Raw genomic sequence first — 17,900 nt, 5'->3', positions numbered from 1 at the left:
CACTTTATATTATGTACCTAGAGCTTTTCTTTGCTGTTACAGGATTAATAGCTTTCATTTTGCTCCTCCTATGATAGCTGAGGTACAATGTAGCGACAGGGTCGTTGTGGTGTTCCCCTCCCCACAACGACCGTTTTTTTGACAACCGTATTTTTCATTCCTAATCTTAAGTAACTTTTTTAAAGATAAAGTAGGGATGTTATTCATGAATTTTGAAGTTATTCCACAGAGCTTTTTCACCCATTTTTCTGATAAAATCAGCGTGCAACCTTTTTTCCTGTGCAGTCAATCTTGAAGGTAAAGCCTGTGGACGAGATTTAACTGCATAAGATGTATCTTTATCATTTTGGGTATGTTCATCAACATTCCTTTTGTTCTCAAAACCCAATACGCCCTGCTTTCCACCAATCAGTTCAATATAAACATCGGCCAAAATCTCCGCATCAAGCAAAGCGCCATGAAGAACACGATGGCTGTTATCAATTCCAAAACGTTTGCATAAAATATCAAGAGAATTAGGACCCATAGGAAATTTACGCCGTGCCATAGCCAATGTATCAAGAATATTATCAACACTGATAAGCGGCTTATTGACGCGTTTTAATTCTGCATTAATAAAACCTATATCAAAACTGGCATTATGCGCAATCATAGTCGCACCATCGATAAATTCCAAAAATTCATCAACAATATCACTAAAACTTTTCTCGTTTTTTAAGCGTTCATTGGTTAATCCGTGAATTGCTACAACTTCATCAGGAATAATAACGCCTTCAGGGTTTAAATAAACATGAAACTGGCGCCCTGTAAGATAACGATCAACCATTTCTACACAACCAATTTCGATTATGCGATCTTTCTCTTTATCTAAACCTGTTGTTTCTGTATCAAAAATAATTTCCCGCATAACTTCAATTCTTTAGCAATTTTTTTATCACATCAAAAACCTGTTGACGTGTATTCTCTAAATCTTTCCCTGTATCAATAATAAAATCAGCACGTTCTCGTTTTTTTTCATCCGACATTTGCCTCGCATTGATAAAGGCAAATTTTTTCTCATTCATTCCTTGGCGAATCATCACACGTTCTTTTTGTATCTCTGGTGGAGCAGAAACAACAATAACGCTATCTACACGACTTTCACCATTTTTTTCAAACAGAAGTGGAATATCAAGAATAACTAATTTTTCCCCCTGGTAGCGCGCTGTATCAATAAATTCTTTTTCTTTTTCTTGCACCAAAGGGTGAATTATTTTTTCTAATGTTTGTAATTTTTCCTTATCATCAATCAAAATTTCAGAAAGTTTCAGACGATTAACTTCACCGTTTTCAACAACACCAGGAAAAATACGCTCTATGCGCGACAAAGCTGGCTCACTTTTATAAAGCTGTTGTACCGCCTCATCAGCACTAAAAACAGAAATACCCGCTTGCTTGAAAAAATCAGCAACTGTTGATTTTCCCATAGCAATTGATCCCGTTAATCCTATGATCTTCATTCTCTCTCTTCACTCATATCCTCTAAAATAGCTTCCCGTAATGCTTTTGTTACCTGTGGTCTTATTCCAAACCACTGTTCAAAACCTATAACAGCCTGATGGAGAAGCATCCCAAACCCATCAACAGTCTTTAGACCACAAGCTTTTGCCTGTTGTAAAAAAGGGGTTATCAATGGTGTATAAACAATATCTGTTACTAATGCCGTTTTTTTTGCTTTATGAAAATCACAAAAAAAAGGATCATTTTCTTCTTCTGGATTTTTTATGCCAATGGACGTTGTATTAACAATCAAATCAGCTTGATAAAGTATTTCATGGACCTTATGCCAATCGTAGACTTTAATAGGTTTTCCAAAATGTTGGGCTAAATTATCAGCGCGTTGTTTTGTACGGTTAACTAAATAAATCTGTTCAAATCCGCGTTCTTTTAAAGCATAGAGGATAGCGCGTGCAGCACCACCTGCTCCAAAGACAAGAGCTGTTTCCCCTTCCCAATCAGATGCAAAATCATCAAGATTAGCGCTAAAACCATAGGCATCACTATTTGTGGCACAGAGTTTATCTCCTTCATACCAAAGTGTGTTAGCCGCACCAATTATTGTTGCTGTTTCATCTTTATAATCTGCTAGACGAAAGGCTTCCTGTTTATGAGGTAGAGTAATATTTCCTCCACAAAAGCCCATTTTTTGTAAAGAACTAATAAAATGGTTGAACTCTTCAGAAGACACTTCCTGTGCAAGATATTCCCCTTGTAAATTATATTGTTTAAGCCAAAAATTATGAATTCTTGGCGATTTTGAATGATGAATGGGAAAACCAACAACAAAAGCGCGGGGATAATTTGTTTTTTTTATTGTTAAGTCAACCATCGATAATCCCTAAATGACGTAATTTTACGAGTAGAGGGAGCAAAGGTAAACCAACAATAGTGAAAAAATCTCCATCAATTTTTTCAAAGAGTTGAATCCCTTCCCCTTCAATTTGATAGACTCCCACACTGTTTAAAATATCTTTTCCTACACGCACTAAATAACGTTCAATAAATTTTGATGAAAGTAAACGTACGGACATATGTGCACTAAAAGCTTCAACCCAAATTTTTTGACCATTTTTAAATAAAGCTACTGCACTATGAAGAGAATGTGTTTTTCCTGATAATTCGCATAAACGTTGATGTGCTTCCTTAATATTTGTTGCTTTATGAAAAACTTGACCTTCCAAATCAAGCACTTGATCACAACCAATAACAAAAGCATCAGGAAAACGATCTGAAACATTTTTTGCTTTTGCACACGCAAGAAAACAGCTAAGCTCTTTAGGTGTTTTTTCTTTTGCTTTTTTTTCTACTTCTCTTTCATCAAAAGAAGCTCCTTCAATTAAAAAATTTAAACCTGCTTTTTTTAATAATTGTGCACGATAAAAACTAAGAGATGCTAATATTAATGTCTCTGTGTTCATGAGAATTTTCTCTCATTTTCCTTCACGAAATCGTGATAAAAATTCAAATATTGCCGCTGCAGTTTCTTCAATAGAGCGCCTTGTGACATCAATAATAGGCCAACCAAAACGTTCGCAAATGCGTTTTGCATAGATTAATTCTTCAGCTATGTTAATACGATTTGTATAACTATCAAGAGCAAAACCTTCTCCCAAATCACGATTTTGGCGAATATGTGAGATTCTTTCAGCTGAAGCAATTAAACCAATAATTAAAGAATTTTTTGCCTCTAAAAGGGATTCTGGTAAATCAATATTAGGAATAAGAGGGACATTGGCCGTTTTGATCCCCCGATTTGCTAAATAGATACTTGTTGGCGTTTTAGAGGTCCTTGAAATTCCTACAAGGATTACATCTGCTTCAGATAAGCTACTGCAAGATTGTCCGTCATCATGCTCTATCGTAAAATCCAATGCCTCAATACGGCGAAAATAATCAGCATTAAGATCATGTTGTGCGCTCGCACGTAAATGAGTTGGCATTCCGAGATAAGACTGAAAAGCATTAAAAACAGGATGTAATATATCAATATAGGGAACTTTTATTTTTTCGCATCTTTTTTGAAGAAGAAGTTTAAGTTCTTCATCAATTATTGTGTAAAGAACAATACCTGGCTCTTGTTGTATTTCATCAAGAGCTTTTTGTAACTGTATTTTGTTACGAATCATAGGATAGATATGTTCTGTTGCCTGACTCATTGTATACTGGGATGCTACAGCTCTTCCAACAGAGATTAAAGTTTCCCCCGTTGCATCAGAAAGCATGTGTAAATGAAAGGATTTTTTTTCTTTTGTCACAAAAATTTTAACTCCTTGTTAAGACATGTGTATATATCTTTATGCTTTTTTATAAAACTAAAATTTAGAAAAAATCTTCCATTATTATGCACAAATAAATCCCTTGTGATAATTGAACGCTGCTTATGAGAAAAAAGAGGGGATAATATCTTTAAGATAGTGTTATTTTTATTCTTTTTATCCTCTCTTTTGTGGATAAAATTGAGGATAAATGAAGTGTAACTAATAATTCACACTAAACACAGTTTTAAATAAAAAGAATCCTTACCTTTAATATAAATTTATTAATAAAAAGTTTTGGAAAAAAATACTCTTGAATGGAATTTCATTAGTGCTATATAGCTTAAGTTCATATTTTTGTTGTAAAATAATTAAATACAAATAGTATTTAATTATTTTTTATATAATATTCTTAATATTACACGAATAAATTTTCATATAAATGGTACTTGCAGATTGAAAAAATCGAGTGTAAAATGCCTTTTTCTTGAGAATATTTCATTCTACAAATCTCCATGTTCAGGATAATTCTCTCCTTAAATTTAAAGAGCATCTTTCATGCAAAAAATGAAACTACAAGAACTTAAAAGCAAAAATCCCGTCGAACTTGTTTCTTTTGCTGAAACATTAGAAGTTGAAAATGCTTCCCTTATGCGCAAACAAGAATTAATGTTTGCAATTTTGAAAAAACTTGCTCTACAAGATGTAGAAATTATAGGAGAAGGCGTTGTTGAAGTTTTACAAGACGGATTTGGATTTTTGCGATCTGCTGATGCTAATTATCTTCCTGGACCTGATGATATCTATCTTTCACCTTCACAAATTCAGTCATTTTCTCTAAAAACAGGCGATACCATCGAAGGCCCTATACGAAGCCCAAAAGAAGGGGAACGTTATTTTGCTCTTCTTAAAATTAATACAATTAATTTCGAAAAACCTGAAAAAATTCGTTATAAAATTCACTTTGATAATCTCACCCCTCTTTATTCAAATGAACGCTTCCAAATGGAAATACAAGATCCTACAGAGAAGGATATGTCATCGCGCGTGATTGATTTGATATCTCCATTGGGAAAAGGACAAAGAGGATTAATCGTTGCACCACCTCGTACGGGAAAAACAGTTCTCCTTCAGAATATTGCTCATTCTATTACCACTAATCATCCTGAATGTTATCTTATTGTTCTTTTGATTGATGAACGACCAGAAGAGGTTACAGATATGCAGCGTTCAGTAAAAGGAGAGGTCGTTTCTTCTACTTTTGATGAACCTGCAATACGTCACGTACAAGTGGCAGAAATGGTCATTGAAAAAGCCAAACGCCTTGTTGAATATGGTCGTGATGTTGTTATTCTTCTGGATTCGATTACACGTTTGGGGCGCGCATATAATACGGTTGTTCCTTCTTCAGGTAAGGTTTTGACAGGTGGTGTGGATGCAAATGCTTTGCAGCGTCCAAAACGTTTTTTTGGTGCTGCACGTAATATTGAGGAAGGTGGATCTTTAACCATTATTGCAACGGCTTTGATTGATACAGGAAGCCGTATGGATGAGGTTATTTTTGAGGAATTTAAAGGAACTGGTAACTCGGAAATCGTTCTTGATCGAAAAGTTGCTGATAAGCGTATTTTCCCTGCTATGGACATTTTGAAGTCAGGAACGCGTAAAGAAGAGCTTTTAGTCGCACGACAAGATTTACACAAAATTTTTGTTCTTCGTCGTATTTTAGCGCCTATGAATGTAACAGATGCAATTGAATTTTTGATTGATAAATTAAAGCAAACAAAAAACAATAGTGAATTTTTTGATTCAATGAATACATAGAGTCATTAAAGTTTTTATTAGGATAGAACCTGTGGATACAATCTTTGCTGTTTCGAGTGGATTGTTACCTTCAGGGGTTGCAGTCATTCGGCTTTCTGGTCCTCATGTTGTGCATGTAGTTAAAACGCTTTGTGGTTGTTTACCTAAAGCGCGCTTTATGCATCATGGAAATCTTACTGCTCGTGATGGTAGTTTTTTAGATTCTGCTTTAACTGTTTTTTTCCCCGCTCCTCATAGTTTTACAGGAGAAGATTGTGCAGAATTCCATTTGCATGGCGGAAAAGCAGTTGTTAATCGTTTTCTTGATGAATTATCTACATTTTCTGGATGCCGTATGGCTGAGGCAGGTGAATTTTCACGTCGTGCATTTATGGAAGGGAAATTAGATCTTGTTCAAGCAGAAGGTTTGGCTGATTTAATAGAAGCAGAAACTGAGAGTCAACGGCGTTTAGCGGTGATGGGGACAAGTGGACATTTAACGACACTTTATCGTGATTGGCGCCATAAGCTTATGAAAGCGCGTGCTTTTATTGAAGCAGAACTTGATTTTGCTGATGAAGCAGATATTCCCAACACAATATCTGATAAAATTTGGAAAGATGTGGAAGATCTTTGTATTTCTCTTCGAGAACATATTGCTGAAGGAGAGCGTGCAAGTATTTTACGTGATGGATTAAAAATTGTTATTGCGGGGGCTCCAAATTCTGGAAAATCAAGCATTATGAATCGTCTTGCAGGAAGATCTGTTTCTATTGTAACGGAAGAAGCAGGGACAACGCGTGATGCTTTAGAAATGAGGCTTATTCTTGCTGGTTTACCTATTTTTTTAACGGATACTGCTGGTTTTAGAAAAACAGAAAATAAGGTAGAACAATTAGGAATAGAAGTTGCTAAACAGCATGTTAGAGAAGCTGATTTGGTTATTTTGGTTTATGATATAGGAAATCCTAAGCAAGTCGATTTACCAGAAACATCGGCTGAAATATGGCATATTGGTAATAAGCTTGATCTTTATAAAAAAAATGACCAGTGCTGGTCTATACAATTTTCTGCATTAACGGGTTTAAATTTTGATTGTTTTATCAAAGCACTTGAATTATTTTGTCATCATCGTGCTTCTGAAGTTGGGAACCTTGTTCCGGCGCGAAAAAGACAACTTCAACTCTTAAAGGAAGCTGTTAAGGAAATTGAAAATTCTCTCAATTATCATTCTCTTGATCTCAGTTTACGTGCAGAACATCTCCGTCGTGCAAGTGATTTTCTTGGAAAAATTACGGGAGATATTGATGTTGAAGATTTACTTGATATTATTTTTTCAGAGTTTTGTGTTGGTAAATAATGATTCACGTGAAACATTAATTATTTTATAGACAGATTTTAAAGATTATGTAATTTATGTTTGTTTCACGTGAAACCTTAGAATTATTTTCTATGGAATGAATTAAATGCAATCATATGATGTTATCATTGTTGGTGGTGGTCATGCTGGCTGTGAAGCAGCTTCAGCTTCAGCGCGTGTAGGAGCACATACAGCACTTGTGACACATAAAATATCAGCATTGGGAACAATGTCATGTAATCCTGCTATTGGAGGACTTGGAAAAGGGCATTTAGTTCGTGAAATAGATGCGTTAGATGGTCTCATGGGACGTGCAGCAGATGCTGCTGGAATTCAGTTTAGACTCCTTAATCGACGTAAAGGACCAGCAGTAAGAGGTCCACGGACACAAGCAGATCGGCAACTTTATAAAGAAGCCATTCAAAAGCTCTTAAAAGAACAAGAAAATCTTAAGCTTATTGAAGATGAAGTTATTGATCTTGTTATTAAAGATCATTGTGTAACAGGTGTTGTTTTAAAAAAACAAGGAATAATTTTTTCTGGTGCTGTTGTTTTAACAACGGGAACATTTTTAAATGGCTTTATTCATATTGGTGATAAAACGTGGGCTGCTGGTCGTATGGGAGATCCCTCAAGTGTGCAACTTGCTGAACGTTTGAAAAATTATTCTATAAAACTTGGACGATTAAAAACAGGAACCCCTGCTCGTCTGAGTAAAAAAACAATTGATTGGGATCGTCTTCCAAAACAACAAGCCGATGAAAAACCTGTTCCTTTTTCTCTTTTAACAGAGAAAATTAAACAGCCACAAATTGAATGTGCAATAACACGTACAAATGCGCAAACACATCAAATTATTCGTGATAATATTCACCGTTCTGCTTTATATTCTGGAAATATTGAAGGATTAGGACCTCGTTATTGTCCCTCAGTTGAAGATAAAATTGTTAAATTTGGGGAACGTGATGGACATCAGATTTTTCTAGAACCAGAAGGATTAAAGGATGATACGGTTTATCCAAATGGTCTTTCTACTTCTCTTCCTGAAGACATACAAATTTCCCTATTGAAAACCATTGAAGGATTGGAAAATGCTACAGTTTTACAACCTGGTTACGCTATTGAGTATGATTTTGTCAATCCGCAACAATTAACGAGAAGTTTAGAATTACGCTCTTTAGCAGGTTTGTTTTTAGCAGGACAAATTAATGGGACAACAGGATATGAGGAAGCGGCAGCACAGGGCCTTTTAGCTGGATTAAATGCGGCACGTAAAGTGGGTAAATTAGATGAAATACTTATAAGTCGTTCTACGGCTTATATTGGTGTTATGGTTGATGATTTGGTTTCACGTGGTGTTTATGAACCTTATAGAATGTTTACATCACGTGCTGAATTTCGTTTATCTTTACGATCTGATAATGCTGATACGCGTTTGACACCTTTGGCACAAGAATGGGGGATTATCAGTAAAATAAGGTGGGATTGTTATCAGAAAAAGCAACAACGGCTTGATCAAGCACGATCAATATGCCAAAATCTCTTTTTAACACCGAATGAAGCTTCTGCTCATGGATTACATGTGAATCATGATGGAATTAAACGTTCGGCTTATGATTTTCTTGCTTATCCTCATATGACTTTAGAGCGTCTTTCACATTTTTGGCCACAATTAAAAACAATTGATTCTAAAACAGTGGAATCTTTAGAAATTGAAGCACAATATGCGGTTTATTTAGATAAACAAGCACAAGATATTGCTTCTCTTCAGAGGGATGAACGTTTAGAAATTCCTCCATCTCTTGATATTCAGGCAATTTCAGGTCTTTCAAATGAGCTTAAATCAAAAATTAAAGAAATGTCGCCGCGTTCAATTGCCGATGCACAAAAAATTGATGGTATGACACCCGCCGCGTTATCTCTTATTATTACATATATTCAACGTCAACGACGTGAAAAGGCTAAAACAGCTTAATGGATTTTTCTACAGAACAAAAATATCAGCAATTATTAAATATAGTTCCTTCTGTTTCACGTGAAACGATGGAAAATTTAATTCAGTTTGAGTCTTTAATACTTCAATGGAATGCGCATATTAATTTGATATCTTCTGCCACAATACCAGATCTATGGATACGGCATATTTTAGATTCAGCACAAATTTTTCCTTTGTATAATCATTCTTTACAGTGGTGTGATTTAGGATCAGGAGGAGGTTTTCCCGCAATTGTGATTGCTATCTTTTTGAAAGAAAAAGGAACAGGGCACATTAATCTTGTTGAAAGTAATGGAAAAAAAGTTGCTTTTTTGCGAACAGTTATTGCTCAACTCAATCTTCCTGCAACGGTTTATCATGCTAGAATTGAAGATGTATATCAAAAAATTCCCATATCCGATATTATAACGGCGCGGGGATTAGCGCCGCTCAATGTTCTTTTACCGCTTATTTTTCCTTTATTAACAGAAAAAACAATCGCTCTTTTGCAAAAAGGTCGGGATTACGCTGCAGAAATAAAAAATGCCTCTGCCAATTGGCACTTTGATCTGTTAAAACATAAAAGTAAAGTTGATGAAAATTCTGTTATTTTAGAAATTTCTCATATTCGATCATATTAGAGGGTAAAGCAAAATGAGCGAAACAAGAATTATCGCTATTGCAAACCAAAAGGGTGGAGTCGGAAAAACAACCACAGCAATTAATCTTGCAACAGCTTTAGCAGCCATTGGTGAAAATGTCCTTATTATGGATGTTGATCCACAAGGTAATGCAAGTACAGGCTTGGGAATTGATCGTAATAGTCGTCCTTTGTCGTCTTATGATGTTCTGGTTTCTGGAGTTTCAATTACACAAGCGGCTTTAAAAACAGCTGTACCCAATCTTTACATCGTTCCTTCTACACTTGATCTTTTAGGTGTAGAAATGGAAATTTCTTCATCACAAGACCGTATACGACGCTTGCGTAAAGCTCTATACGATGATCCAGAAATGGAAAAAAAATTCAATTATATTTTAATTGATTGTCCACCATCACTTAACCTTCTGACACTGAATGCTATGGGAGCTGCGGATTCCGTTTTGGTACCTATGCAATGTGAATTTTTAGCGCTTGAAGGTTTAAGTCAATTGCTTGAAACAGTAAAACAAGTGCGATCTGTTCTTAATCCATCTTTAGAAATCCAAGGTATTGTTCTCACTATGTATGATGGACGGAATAATCTTTCAAATCAAGTTGTTGAAGATGTACGTTCTTTTATGGGAGACAAAGTTTATCGTACTGTTATTCCACGAAATGTAAGAGTATCAGAAGCACCCTCTTTTGGTAAACCTGTATTGCTTTATGATCTCAAATGTGCTGGGAGCCAAGCTTATTTACGTTTAGCATCAGAAATGATTCAACGTGAAAAACAAGCACGCGCTGCTGCTTAGAAATATAAAAAATATATAAAGGTTTAAAGAGAAAAATTATGAATGATGATCTCTCAAAAAAAAGACTAGGACGTGGATTAGCAGCATTAATTGGCGATATCAATTTAAACAATAATCTTGCACGTTCATCAAGTTTTGATAAATTAACCGAATCCAGTAGTATTTCCGAACGATTTGTTCCTCTTGAATCTATTTCATGTAATCCTCATAATCCGCGGCGTCATTTTACTGAAACAGAGCTTGATAATTTGGCACAATCAATTCGTCAGCACGGTGTGGTTCAGCCTGTTGTTGTAAGACCTTTAAAAGATCATCCCCATCGGTTTGAGTTAATTGCGGGTGAACGACGTTGGCGTGCTGCACAACGTGCAAATTTAAGTCAATTACCCGTTATTGTTCGTGATGTGGATGATAAAACCGCTTTGGAATTGGCTATTATTGAAAATGTTCAGCGGGCTGATCTTAATCCTATTGAAGAAGCAAAGGGATATGAGATGCTCCTGAATGAACATGATTATACACAAGTTGATTTAGCACACGTTATTGGGAAAAGTCGTAGTCATGTTGCTAATACGCTTCGTTTGTTAAAACTTCCAGAAAAAGTACAACAATTTTTAACCGATGGGCAACTTTCCGCTGGGCATGCACGGTGTCTTATAACCGTTGATAATCCACAAGAGTTAGCTGAAAAAATTATCCGTGAAGGGCTTTCTGTGCGTCAAACAGAAATACTTGCCTATGAGCAAGCTAATCCTAAAACTAAAAAACGTACTGTCATGGAAAAAAATGCAGAAACAAAATCTTTAGAAAAATTACTTGCAGATGTCATTGGAATGAAAGTTATCATTCGGCATGGTAAAAAAGGTGGTGATTTAAAAATACATTATTCTTCATTAGAACAATTAGATGAAATTTGTCGTCGTTTACAAAGTTAATCAATTATTTTTAAAGACCTTTTTAACAATTCCCTTTTAAAATTTTGATCATTCTATACATATGTTCTTTAGCGAATTCAATATTACTTGAAGGTATAATATTTTGTTCATGAGGAAAAGTTTCTTCATTTGTAAGCACAATTAATGTTGCTTGAAGTGCAAGTTTGCTAATAGTAAAATCTCTGGGTGTGAGATTGTTTTTTCTTAAAATATTTACGAGTTCTTGTTTACTAGAAATATAAGTGATATATTCCTCAAGATGATCGTTATCAGTGGTAAAACCACTTTTTGTATTTTCTTTTTTTAGCTCTGGAAGTAAATTTTCACATTCTTTTTCAATTTTTTCCAGCTTTAAAAGAAGATCTTCTGTTAAGGGATAATTGGCCACAAGAGGTGATATAAGAGAAGAATTATCCATTTCTTGCTTTTTTTCTTGAGTGTGTAATACAAAAGGAAAAAGGAAAATAAAACATAATATGAATTTAAACATAATCAAATACCTTTTCTTGTACGAATTTCAATAAAGATTTTTCATTTATTGTTCTTTATTTTTAGAAAAATCATTTATAAATATAACCGAAAATAAGGTAATTGTTCGGAATGGTAAAAATATGATGATTTTTAAATGAACCATTCTTTAATAGGGGCACGATTCCTCATGAAAAATAAAATGCCACTGGTTTCCAATTCACACGCTTATTTAAAAAAGATATTTTCCAGGCTTTTTCAAGCCCATTTCATGATGGTTTCTGTGATAAGGTACTATGAATAATAGAAAATTATAGGATTCCAATTTTTATGCTTATGAAGGAGTAAGCTATATCATTACATTCTTTGATAGTTCCCACAATCTGCTGCGATAAGCTCTTGGCATTTAAGATGATTCATAAAAGATATTTTTGTTATAGAGTTTCACTTCACACGGACTGCTCTGCTTATAATATGCAAGCGGATGGTTGTGATTGTTTTAAAATGAGAGAGAGTTGTAATAAGAGAATCTATGGTATTTAAAATTCTAATATAATATGAATTAAAGAAAAATTACCATTATAAATCAATATTTTGACTTATATAAAAAATGGAAAGATATTTTCCGACAGCTTATAATTGATTAGTTTTTAAACATGAATTCTTCACAGCTTCCTAAAAGAGTCGTTATTTTGTAAAAATGCTTTTTAACAAATTCAAGATTATTTAGAAATATAATATTTTTTTCAAATGAATATTCCTTTTCGGGTACAAATGCAAGAAGCATTGATATTTCTATAAGTGCTAAGGTGCTAGCAGCGAAATCTTTAGGTGTAAGATTATTTTTTTCTAAAATATCCATGAGTTTTGGTTTATTAGAAATATAGGCCGTGTAATTTTCAATACTAGAGTGAGTCTTAGAGTCATAAGTGATGGGGTTATTCTTTATTTCTGGAAGTAAAATCTTACATTCTTTTTCGACTTTTTCCAGCTTTAAAAGAAAATCTTCTGTTAAGGGATAATTGGCAATGAGAGGTAATGTAAGGGAAGGGTTATCCGTTTCTTGCTTTGTTTCTTGAGCATATGATAGAAAAGGAAAAAGGAAAAGAAAGAACAGTAGAAATTTAAACATGATTAAAAATTATCCTTTATTTTTCGAATTTCAGCAAAAAACTCTTCATCTGTAGCATTCTTCATTGAAAGATTTTTTCTGATTGCTTGATCATCCCAACGAAGAAAGGGATTTGTTGCTTTTTCTTGCTCTAATGTGACAGGAAGAGTCATAGCGTTTTTTGCACGTAATGAAAAAACTTCTTCTGCTCTTTGTTGAAGTTTTTGATTACCTGGATCAAGTGTCAATGCGAAAAAAGCATTATTTTTTGTGTACTCATGTCCACAATAAAGAAGTGTTTCGTCAGGAAGTTGACGAAGTTTTTTTAAAGAGTTTAGCATTTGTGCGGCTGTTCCTTCAAATAGACGTCCACAGCCAAGTGAAAAAAGTGTATCTCCAGCAAAGAGTAATTTTTTTTCAGGAAAATAATAAGATAGTGCTCCTAGGGTATGGCCAGGGGTTGAAAGAGCTAAAAGTGTATGGGAGCCAAAAAAAATTTTTTCATCAGGTTGAAGTGTTTGATCAAGGTGATGAATTTTTTCTTTTTCTGCTTCTGGTCCGATAACCATAGCGTTGTACACTTGTTTTAATTCTGCTACGGCTTCTACGTGATCATAATGATGGTGAGTCACAAAGATAATGTTAAGTGTCCAATTACGACGCTTTAAAGCATTGTGAATTGCTGCGCTTTCAGGAGCATCGATTGCGGCTGTTATACCGCTTTTTTCATCATGAATGAGTACACCAAAATTATCTTCTCGACAGATAAACTGTTCAATCAACATGTCTTTTCTCCTGAACAGTGCACAATGATAAAATTTATACAATAACGTGTAATATAAATTATGTTGTATTTAAGAATTAGATTTATCCTCTTCTGTAAAAAGCCCTTGTGAGTGTTTTAGTATAAGAGGCATTTGGGTAAGCATAAAGAGAATTGTTATAGGCATGACGCCAAAAACTTTGAAACTCGTCCAAAAATTATCGCTAAAATTACGCCAAATGATTTCATTCAAAAGAGCAAGGAAAGCGAAAAAAAATGCCCAACGATAGGTGAGTTTTTTCCAGCCTAAATCATCAAGTTTTAAGGTAGAGTCGAGAGCATAACGTAAAAGTGGTTTTTTAAAAAGCATCCCACCAAAAAGTATAAAAGCAAATAAGCTGTTAATGATTGTTGGTTTCATCTTTATGAAAGTTTCATTATGAAGCCAGAGCGTTAGAAAGCCAAAAACGAGAACAAATATTCCCGAAATAAGAGGCATAATAGGAATTTGTCTTGCAAGGATCCACGATAAGCTTAGAGAAATAATAATTGCTACCATAAAAATAGCTGTTGCAGGAAAAATGGGCTTACTAAAATTTTGAAAAAATTCAATGTTTTTTATCAACCATTCTCCCTTATAATTGGCAAAAAAGAAGGCGACCAATGGCCCCATTTCTAAGAGAAATTTAAATGTTGGTGAGAGAGGTGCTTTTTTATTGTTGTTCATATTTTTCTCAGAATTATTGTGTGAATTAGGGTTCGTTAAAGGTTGTTTCATACATGTTTTCCTACAATAGTTTCGGCAAAGTCAGAAGCAGAAAAGGGTTGAAGGTCTTCAATATTCTCTCCTACACCGATAAAATAAATGGGTAATTTATATTTTGCTGCGATCGCGACAAGAATTCCTCCGCGTGCAGTCCCATCTAGTTTTGTCATGACTAAACCATTAACACCGGCAATATCACGGAAAATCTCCACTTGGCTGAGTGCATTTTGTCCGGTGGTGGCATCAAGTGTTTGAAGAATTGTATGGGGCGCTTGGGGAGAGTGTTTTCTTAAAACACGAATAATTTTTGCCAACTCATCCATCAATTCAGATTTATTTTGTAAACGCCCCGCTGTATCAATAATTAATACATCACTGTTTGCTTTTTTTGCCTTCTCGAAAGCATCAAAGGCTAAGCTTGCGGCATCTGCACCCAATTTAGTTGAAATAACAGGAGAATCGGTACGTTTACCCCAAATATGTAATTGTTCAATCGCGGCGGCTCGGAAAGTGTCACCTGCAGCAAGCATAACTTTTAGTCCCCCTTCAGTTAATTTAGCGGCAAGTTTTCCAATAGTTGTCGTTTTTCCAGTACCGTTTACACCGACCAGCAAAATAACATGAGGCTTATGACTGAGATCAAGTTCTAATGGTATTGCTACAGGCTCCAAAACTTTTTTGATTTCATCAGCAACAATCATATGAATGTCATCTGGGGAGAGATCTTTTTCATAACGACTGGAAGCTAAAGTATTCGTGATGCGTGTTGCCGTTTCTACACCGAGGTCAGCTTGAATAAGAATATCTTCGAGCTCTTGCAATGTCTCTTCATCAAGTTTTCTCTTAACGAAGAGGTCGCTAATTGATCCGCTTAGGCGTTGTGAAGAAAGGGCTAAACCTTTTTTAAGGCGTCCAAACCACGCTGTCTTTTTTTGTTCAACAGAGGGTTCGGGTAAAGTTTCTTCACTCTTTTTTTCACGAATGGTGTTTGTGACAATAATTTTGCCATAAGAAGGAACGTCACCAGAAAGGAGGGGGCTATCAGAATGGAGTTCTAAAGATGTGGGGAGGTCATCGTGTTTTATAGGTGTTGATTTTTTACTTTTTGTTTTTTCGTTCTCTATAGAAGTTTGGCTGTTTTTTATCTCTTCATTTTCTTCTATTATATCGCTTTTATCAGGAGCGAAAATTTGTTCTATTTTCTGCTCTTTGGATTTGGAATAAGAGAATATTTTTTTTATAAAAGATTTTGTCATAAGAGTTTTCCTGCTCAAGCAGCGTTTAATTTTGGAAGGACAGCAATTAATTTATCGCCATCATGGTCAATGATAAGAGCTTGAACAATTGTTCCTGCTTTTGCACCTTTAATTTGTACAAGAGTATAATCTTCCGTTCGTCCAATTTCATCTTTTTCAACAAGAATTGTTTGTTGGCTGTTTTGTAAATGAGCAAGATGTTTTTGGTAAACCTCTTCACCTGCTTTACGCAATCTTTCAGCACGCATCTTAACTATTTTACGGTTGACTTGTGGCATTCGTGCGGCAGGTGTCCCTTCTCTTGGACTAAAGGGGAAAACATGAAGGTGGGTTAAATTACAATCTTTGATTAAAGCAAGACTGTTTTGAAACATCTCTTCTGTTTCCGTAGGAAAACCAGCTATTAAGTCGGCACCATAAACCATTGTAGGACGTTTGGAACGTAATTCTTGGCAAAATTGAATAGCATGTTCACGCAAATGACGACGTTTCATTCGTTTTAAAATCATATTATCGCCTGCTTGCAAGGATAAATGCAAATGGGGCATGATCCTTTTCTCATAAGCTAAAAGATTTATAAGTTCTTCGTCTGCTTCAATAGAATCAATAGATGAAAGGCGTAATCGGGCCAAATCGGGAACATGATGTAAAATGGCTGATGTTAATTTTCCTAAAGTCGCTTTTCCAGGAAGATCGTGACCATAACTTGTAAGGTCAACACCTGTAAGGACTACTTCTTGAATCCCCTCGCCTGTCAGTTTTTTAATTTGCTCTATGACAGCACCCATGGGAACTGAACGAGATGGTCCACGTCCATAAGGAATAATGCAAAATGTACAGCGATGATCGCATCCATTTTGTACCTGTACAAAAGCGCGGGTGCGCTCTTGCATTGCACTGACCATATGGGGAGCAATTTTTTGTACTTCCATAATATTATTAATACGCACCTTTTCGGAATGGTTAATACCAAAATCAGGAAGTTGACGATAAGAATGGGCGTGAAGTTTATCTTCGTTCCCTAAAACAAGATCGACTTCTATCATTGAGGCAAAATTTTGTGCTTCTGTTTGGGCTGCACATCCTGTTACAATAATGCGTGCATGAGGATTTTCACGCCGCGCTTTGCGGATAGCTTGTTTTGCTTGTCGTACGGCTTCGGCAGTGACAGCGCAGGTATTAAAAATAATAGCACCATCTTTGAGCTGGTCTAGACCTGAAGCAGTGCTTTCTTTGCGAATGATTTCCGATTCGTAGCTATTGAGTCGACAACCGAAAGTTACAATTTCTACTGCCATCAAGAGTGATCCTTTTTATAGCACCCTGTTAAAGGATTTAAAAAACCACTAAATTGATATTTTATGGGTCCTGTCATAATAATGCGATTATCTTCTCGGTAAAAAATATTAAGTGTTCCCCCTGGTAAATTTACATCGATATGGCGCTGTGTAAAACCACGTCGATAAGCGGCTACGGCACTGGCACACGCAGCACTCCCACATGCTTGTGTTAATCCTGCTCCTCGCTCCCATGTCCGTAAATTTAGACTTTTCTTTGACGTTATGCAAGCAATGGAAATATTGCACCGTTCTGGAAAAAGGGAATCATGTTCAAGTATTGGTCCGTATTTTTCTAATGGAATATGTTGAAGATCATTTTCAACAAAAAAGATAGCGTGAAGATTGCCAATAGAGACAAGACAAGCATCTTTTAGAGGACCAGCTGTAATTTCTACGTGATTGGTATCCACTATTTCACGTGAAACAGGCATCTCTTTTGCATTGAAATTTGGGCATCCCATATCAACAGAAATGAGATTGTTGGTTTGGTATGTTCCTTCGATTATTCCAGCAGGCGTTTCTAAACAAAAATTGTCACCAAAATTATGGTCTTTAAGCCATGCAATGACACAGCGGGTACCATTGCCACAAGCTTTAGCCTTTGAACCATCAGCATTCCATATTTCAATGCGGAAGTCGGCTTCGTTCTGGGTGGGTGTGTGGATAGCCATGATTTGATCAAAATGCATTTCAGGATTTGCCGATAAAGCAAGGATGGCTCGTGGTGTAAGAGCCTGTGTGCTTTCGCGCATATCAGCAACAATAATTTGATTTCCAAGACCGTCCATTTTGCTAAATGGCGTTTTCATGAAATTTCTCTATTCTAAAGATTACTTATTCAAGGGATATATGACTAAAAACCTTATAAATTTCTAGT

General features: G+C 35.5%; 18 protein-coding genes. 6 read left to right on the top strand and 12 right to left on the bottom strand.

Annotated elements, in window-relative coordinates; translation table 11 throughout:
* Positions 1 to 199: 199 nt before the first annotated feature.
* From dnaQ to NNJ73_RS02980, 5 genes are read right to left on the bottom strand one after another with little or no spacing between them, the layout of a single operon-like run.
* On the bottom strand, positions 200 to 907 hold the full coding sequence (dnaQ, locus tag NNJ73_RS03000) for a DNA polymerase III subunit epsilon (protein ID WP_254492656.1): 708 nt from the start codon (positions 905 to 907) through the stop codon (positions 200 to 202).
* A 4-nt stretch (positions 908 to 911) separates the two neighbouring features.
* Entirely contained in the window at positions 912 to 1,499 is a 588-nt protein-coding gene (gene coaE / locus NNJ73_RS02995) for a dephospho-CoA kinase (RefSeq protein ID WP_254492655.1), read from the bottom strand.
* A complete protein-coding gene (locus NNJ73_RS02990; protein WP_254492654.1) occupies positions 1,496 to 2,368 on the bottom strand; it encodes a shikimate dehydrogenase in 873 nt (290 codons plus the stop codon). The genes coaE and NNJ73_RS02990 overlap by 4 nt, the downstream gene beginning before the upstream one ends.
* Positions 2,361 to 2,957 (bottom strand): Maf family nucleotide pyrophosphatase, encoded by a 597-nt coding sequence (locus NNJ73_RS02985; protein ID WP_254492653.1) that lies wholly within the window; start codon positions 2,955 to 2,957, stop codon positions 2,361 to 2,363. The genes NNJ73_RS02990 and NNJ73_RS02985 overlap by 8 nt, the downstream gene beginning before the upstream one ends.
* A gap of 12 nt (positions 2,958 to 2,969) precedes the next feature.
* Positions 2,970 to 3,794 (bottom strand): pyruvate, water dikinase regulatory protein, encoded by an 825-nt coding sequence (locus NNJ73_RS02980; RefSeq protein WP_254492652.1) that lies wholly within the window; start codon positions 3,792 to 3,794, stop codon positions 2,970 to 2,972.
* 558 nt (positions 3,795 to 4,352) lie between these two features.
* On the opposite strand from NNJ73_RS02980, the gene rho reads away from it, so the two are divergent.
* The 6 genes from rho (at position 4,353) to NNJ73_RS02950 (ending at position 11,319) form a co-directional block, all read left to right on the top strand.
* A complete protein-coding gene (rho, locus tag NNJ73_RS02975) occupies positions 4,353 to 5,618 on the top strand; it encodes a transcription termination factor Rho (protein WP_005774324.1) in 1,266 nt (421 codons plus the stop codon).
* Positions 5,619 to 5,649: 31 nt separating this feature from the next.
* On the top strand, positions 5,650 to 6,957 hold the full coding sequence (mnmE, locus tag NNJ73_RS02970) for a tRNA uridine-5-carboxymethylaminomethyl(34) synthesis GTPase MnmE (RefSeq protein ID WP_254492651.1): 1,308 nt from the start codon (positions 5,650 to 5,652) through the stop codon (positions 6,955 to 6,957).
* Between the two features lie 106 nt (positions 6,958 to 7,063).
* Positions 7,064 to 8,932, top strand: a complete 1,869-nt coding sequence (gene mnmG / locus NNJ73_RS02965; RefSeq protein ID WP_254492650.1) for a tRNA uridine-5-carboxymethylaminomethyl(34) synthesis enzyme MnmG — start codon at positions 7,064 to 7,066, stop codon at positions 8,930 to 8,932.
* Positions 8,932 to 9,573 (top strand): 16S rRNA (guanine(527)-N(7))-methyltransferase RsmG, encoded by a 642-nt coding sequence (gene rsmG / locus NNJ73_RS02960; RefSeq protein WP_254492649.1) that lies wholly within the window; start codon positions 8,932 to 8,934, stop codon positions 9,571 to 9,573. Before mnmG ends, rsmG begins: the two co-directional genes overlap by 1 nt.
* A 13-nt stretch (positions 9,574 to 9,586) precedes the next feature.
* Entirely contained in the window at positions 9,587 to 10,384 is a 798-nt protein-coding gene (locus NNJ73_RS02955; RefSeq protein ID WP_005774319.1) for a ParA family protein, read from the top strand.
* A 38-nt stretch (positions 10,385 to 10,422) separates the two neighbouring features.
* A complete protein-coding gene (locus NNJ73_RS02950; protein WP_254492648.1) occupies positions 10,423 to 11,319 on the top strand; it encodes a ParB/RepB/Spo0J family partition protein in 897 nt (298 codons plus the stop codon).
* 22 nt (positions 11,320 to 11,341) lie between these two features.
* Here the strand turns inward: NNJ73_RS02950 and NNJ73_RS02945 are convergent, their stop codons facing one another.
* The 7 genes from NNJ73_RS02945 to dapF form a co-directional block, all read right to left on the bottom strand.
* Positions 11,342 to 11,809 carry a hypothetical protein gene (locus NNJ73_RS02945; RefSeq protein ID WP_254492647.1) on the bottom strand — a complete coding sequence of 156 codons (468 nt, stop codon included), beginning with the start codon at positions 11,807 to 11,809 and terminating at the stop codon, positions 11,342 to 11,344.
* Positions 11,810 to 12,430: 621 nt separating this feature from the next.
* The gene (locus NNJ73_RS02940; protein ID WP_254492646.1) at positions 12,431 to 12,919 is read right to left on the bottom strand and encodes a hypothetical protein; all 489 of its coding nucleotides are present in this window, start codon (positions 12,917 to 12,919) and stop codon (positions 12,431 to 12,433) included.
* A gap of 2 nt (positions 12,920 to 12,921) precedes the next feature.
* Positions 12,922 to 13,683, bottom strand: a complete 762-nt coding sequence (gene gloB, locus NNJ73_RS02935; RefSeq protein ID WP_254492645.1) for a hydroxyacylglutathione hydrolase — start codon at positions 13,681 to 13,683, stop codon at positions 12,922 to 12,924.
* Positions 13,684 to 13,752: 69 nt separating this feature from the next.
* A complete protein-coding gene (locus tag NNJ73_RS02930; protein WP_254492644.1) occupies positions 13,753 to 14,439 on the bottom strand; it encodes a septation protein A in 687 nt (228 codons plus the stop codon).
* Positions 14,436 to 15,683, bottom strand: coding sequence for a signal recognition particle-docking protein FtsY (gene ftsY / locus NNJ73_RS02925; RefSeq protein WP_254492643.1), 1,248 nt, complete (start codon positions 15,681 to 15,683; stop codon positions 14,436 to 14,438). The genes NNJ73_RS02930 and ftsY overlap by 4 nt, the downstream gene beginning before the upstream one ends.
* Positions 15,684 to 15,697: 14 nt before the next feature.
* Positions 15,698 to 16,981, bottom strand: coding sequence for a tRNA (N(6)-L-threonylcarbamoyladenosine(37)-C(2))-methylthiotransferase MtaB (gene mtaB / locus NNJ73_RS02920; protein ID WP_254492642.1), 1,284 nt, complete (start codon positions 16,979 to 16,981; stop codon positions 15,698 to 15,700).
* On the bottom strand, positions 16,981 to 17,832 hold the full coding sequence (dapF, locus tag NNJ73_RS02915) for a diaminopimelate epimerase (RefSeq protein WP_254492641.1): 852 nt from the start codon (positions 17,830 to 17,832) through the stop codon (positions 16,981 to 16,983). Before dapF ends, mtaB begins: the two co-directional genes overlap by 1 nt.
* Positions 17,833 to 17,900: the final 68 nt, after the last annotated feature.

The organism is Bartonella sp. B1099 (genome assembly GCF_944801835.1).
Taxonomy (GTDB): Bacteria; Pseudomonadota; Alphaproteobacteria; order Rhizobiales; family Rhizobiaceae; genus Bartonella.
Note: the sequence above shows the minus strand (reverse complement) of the source record. Positions and strands in the feature narration are given on the sequence as shown.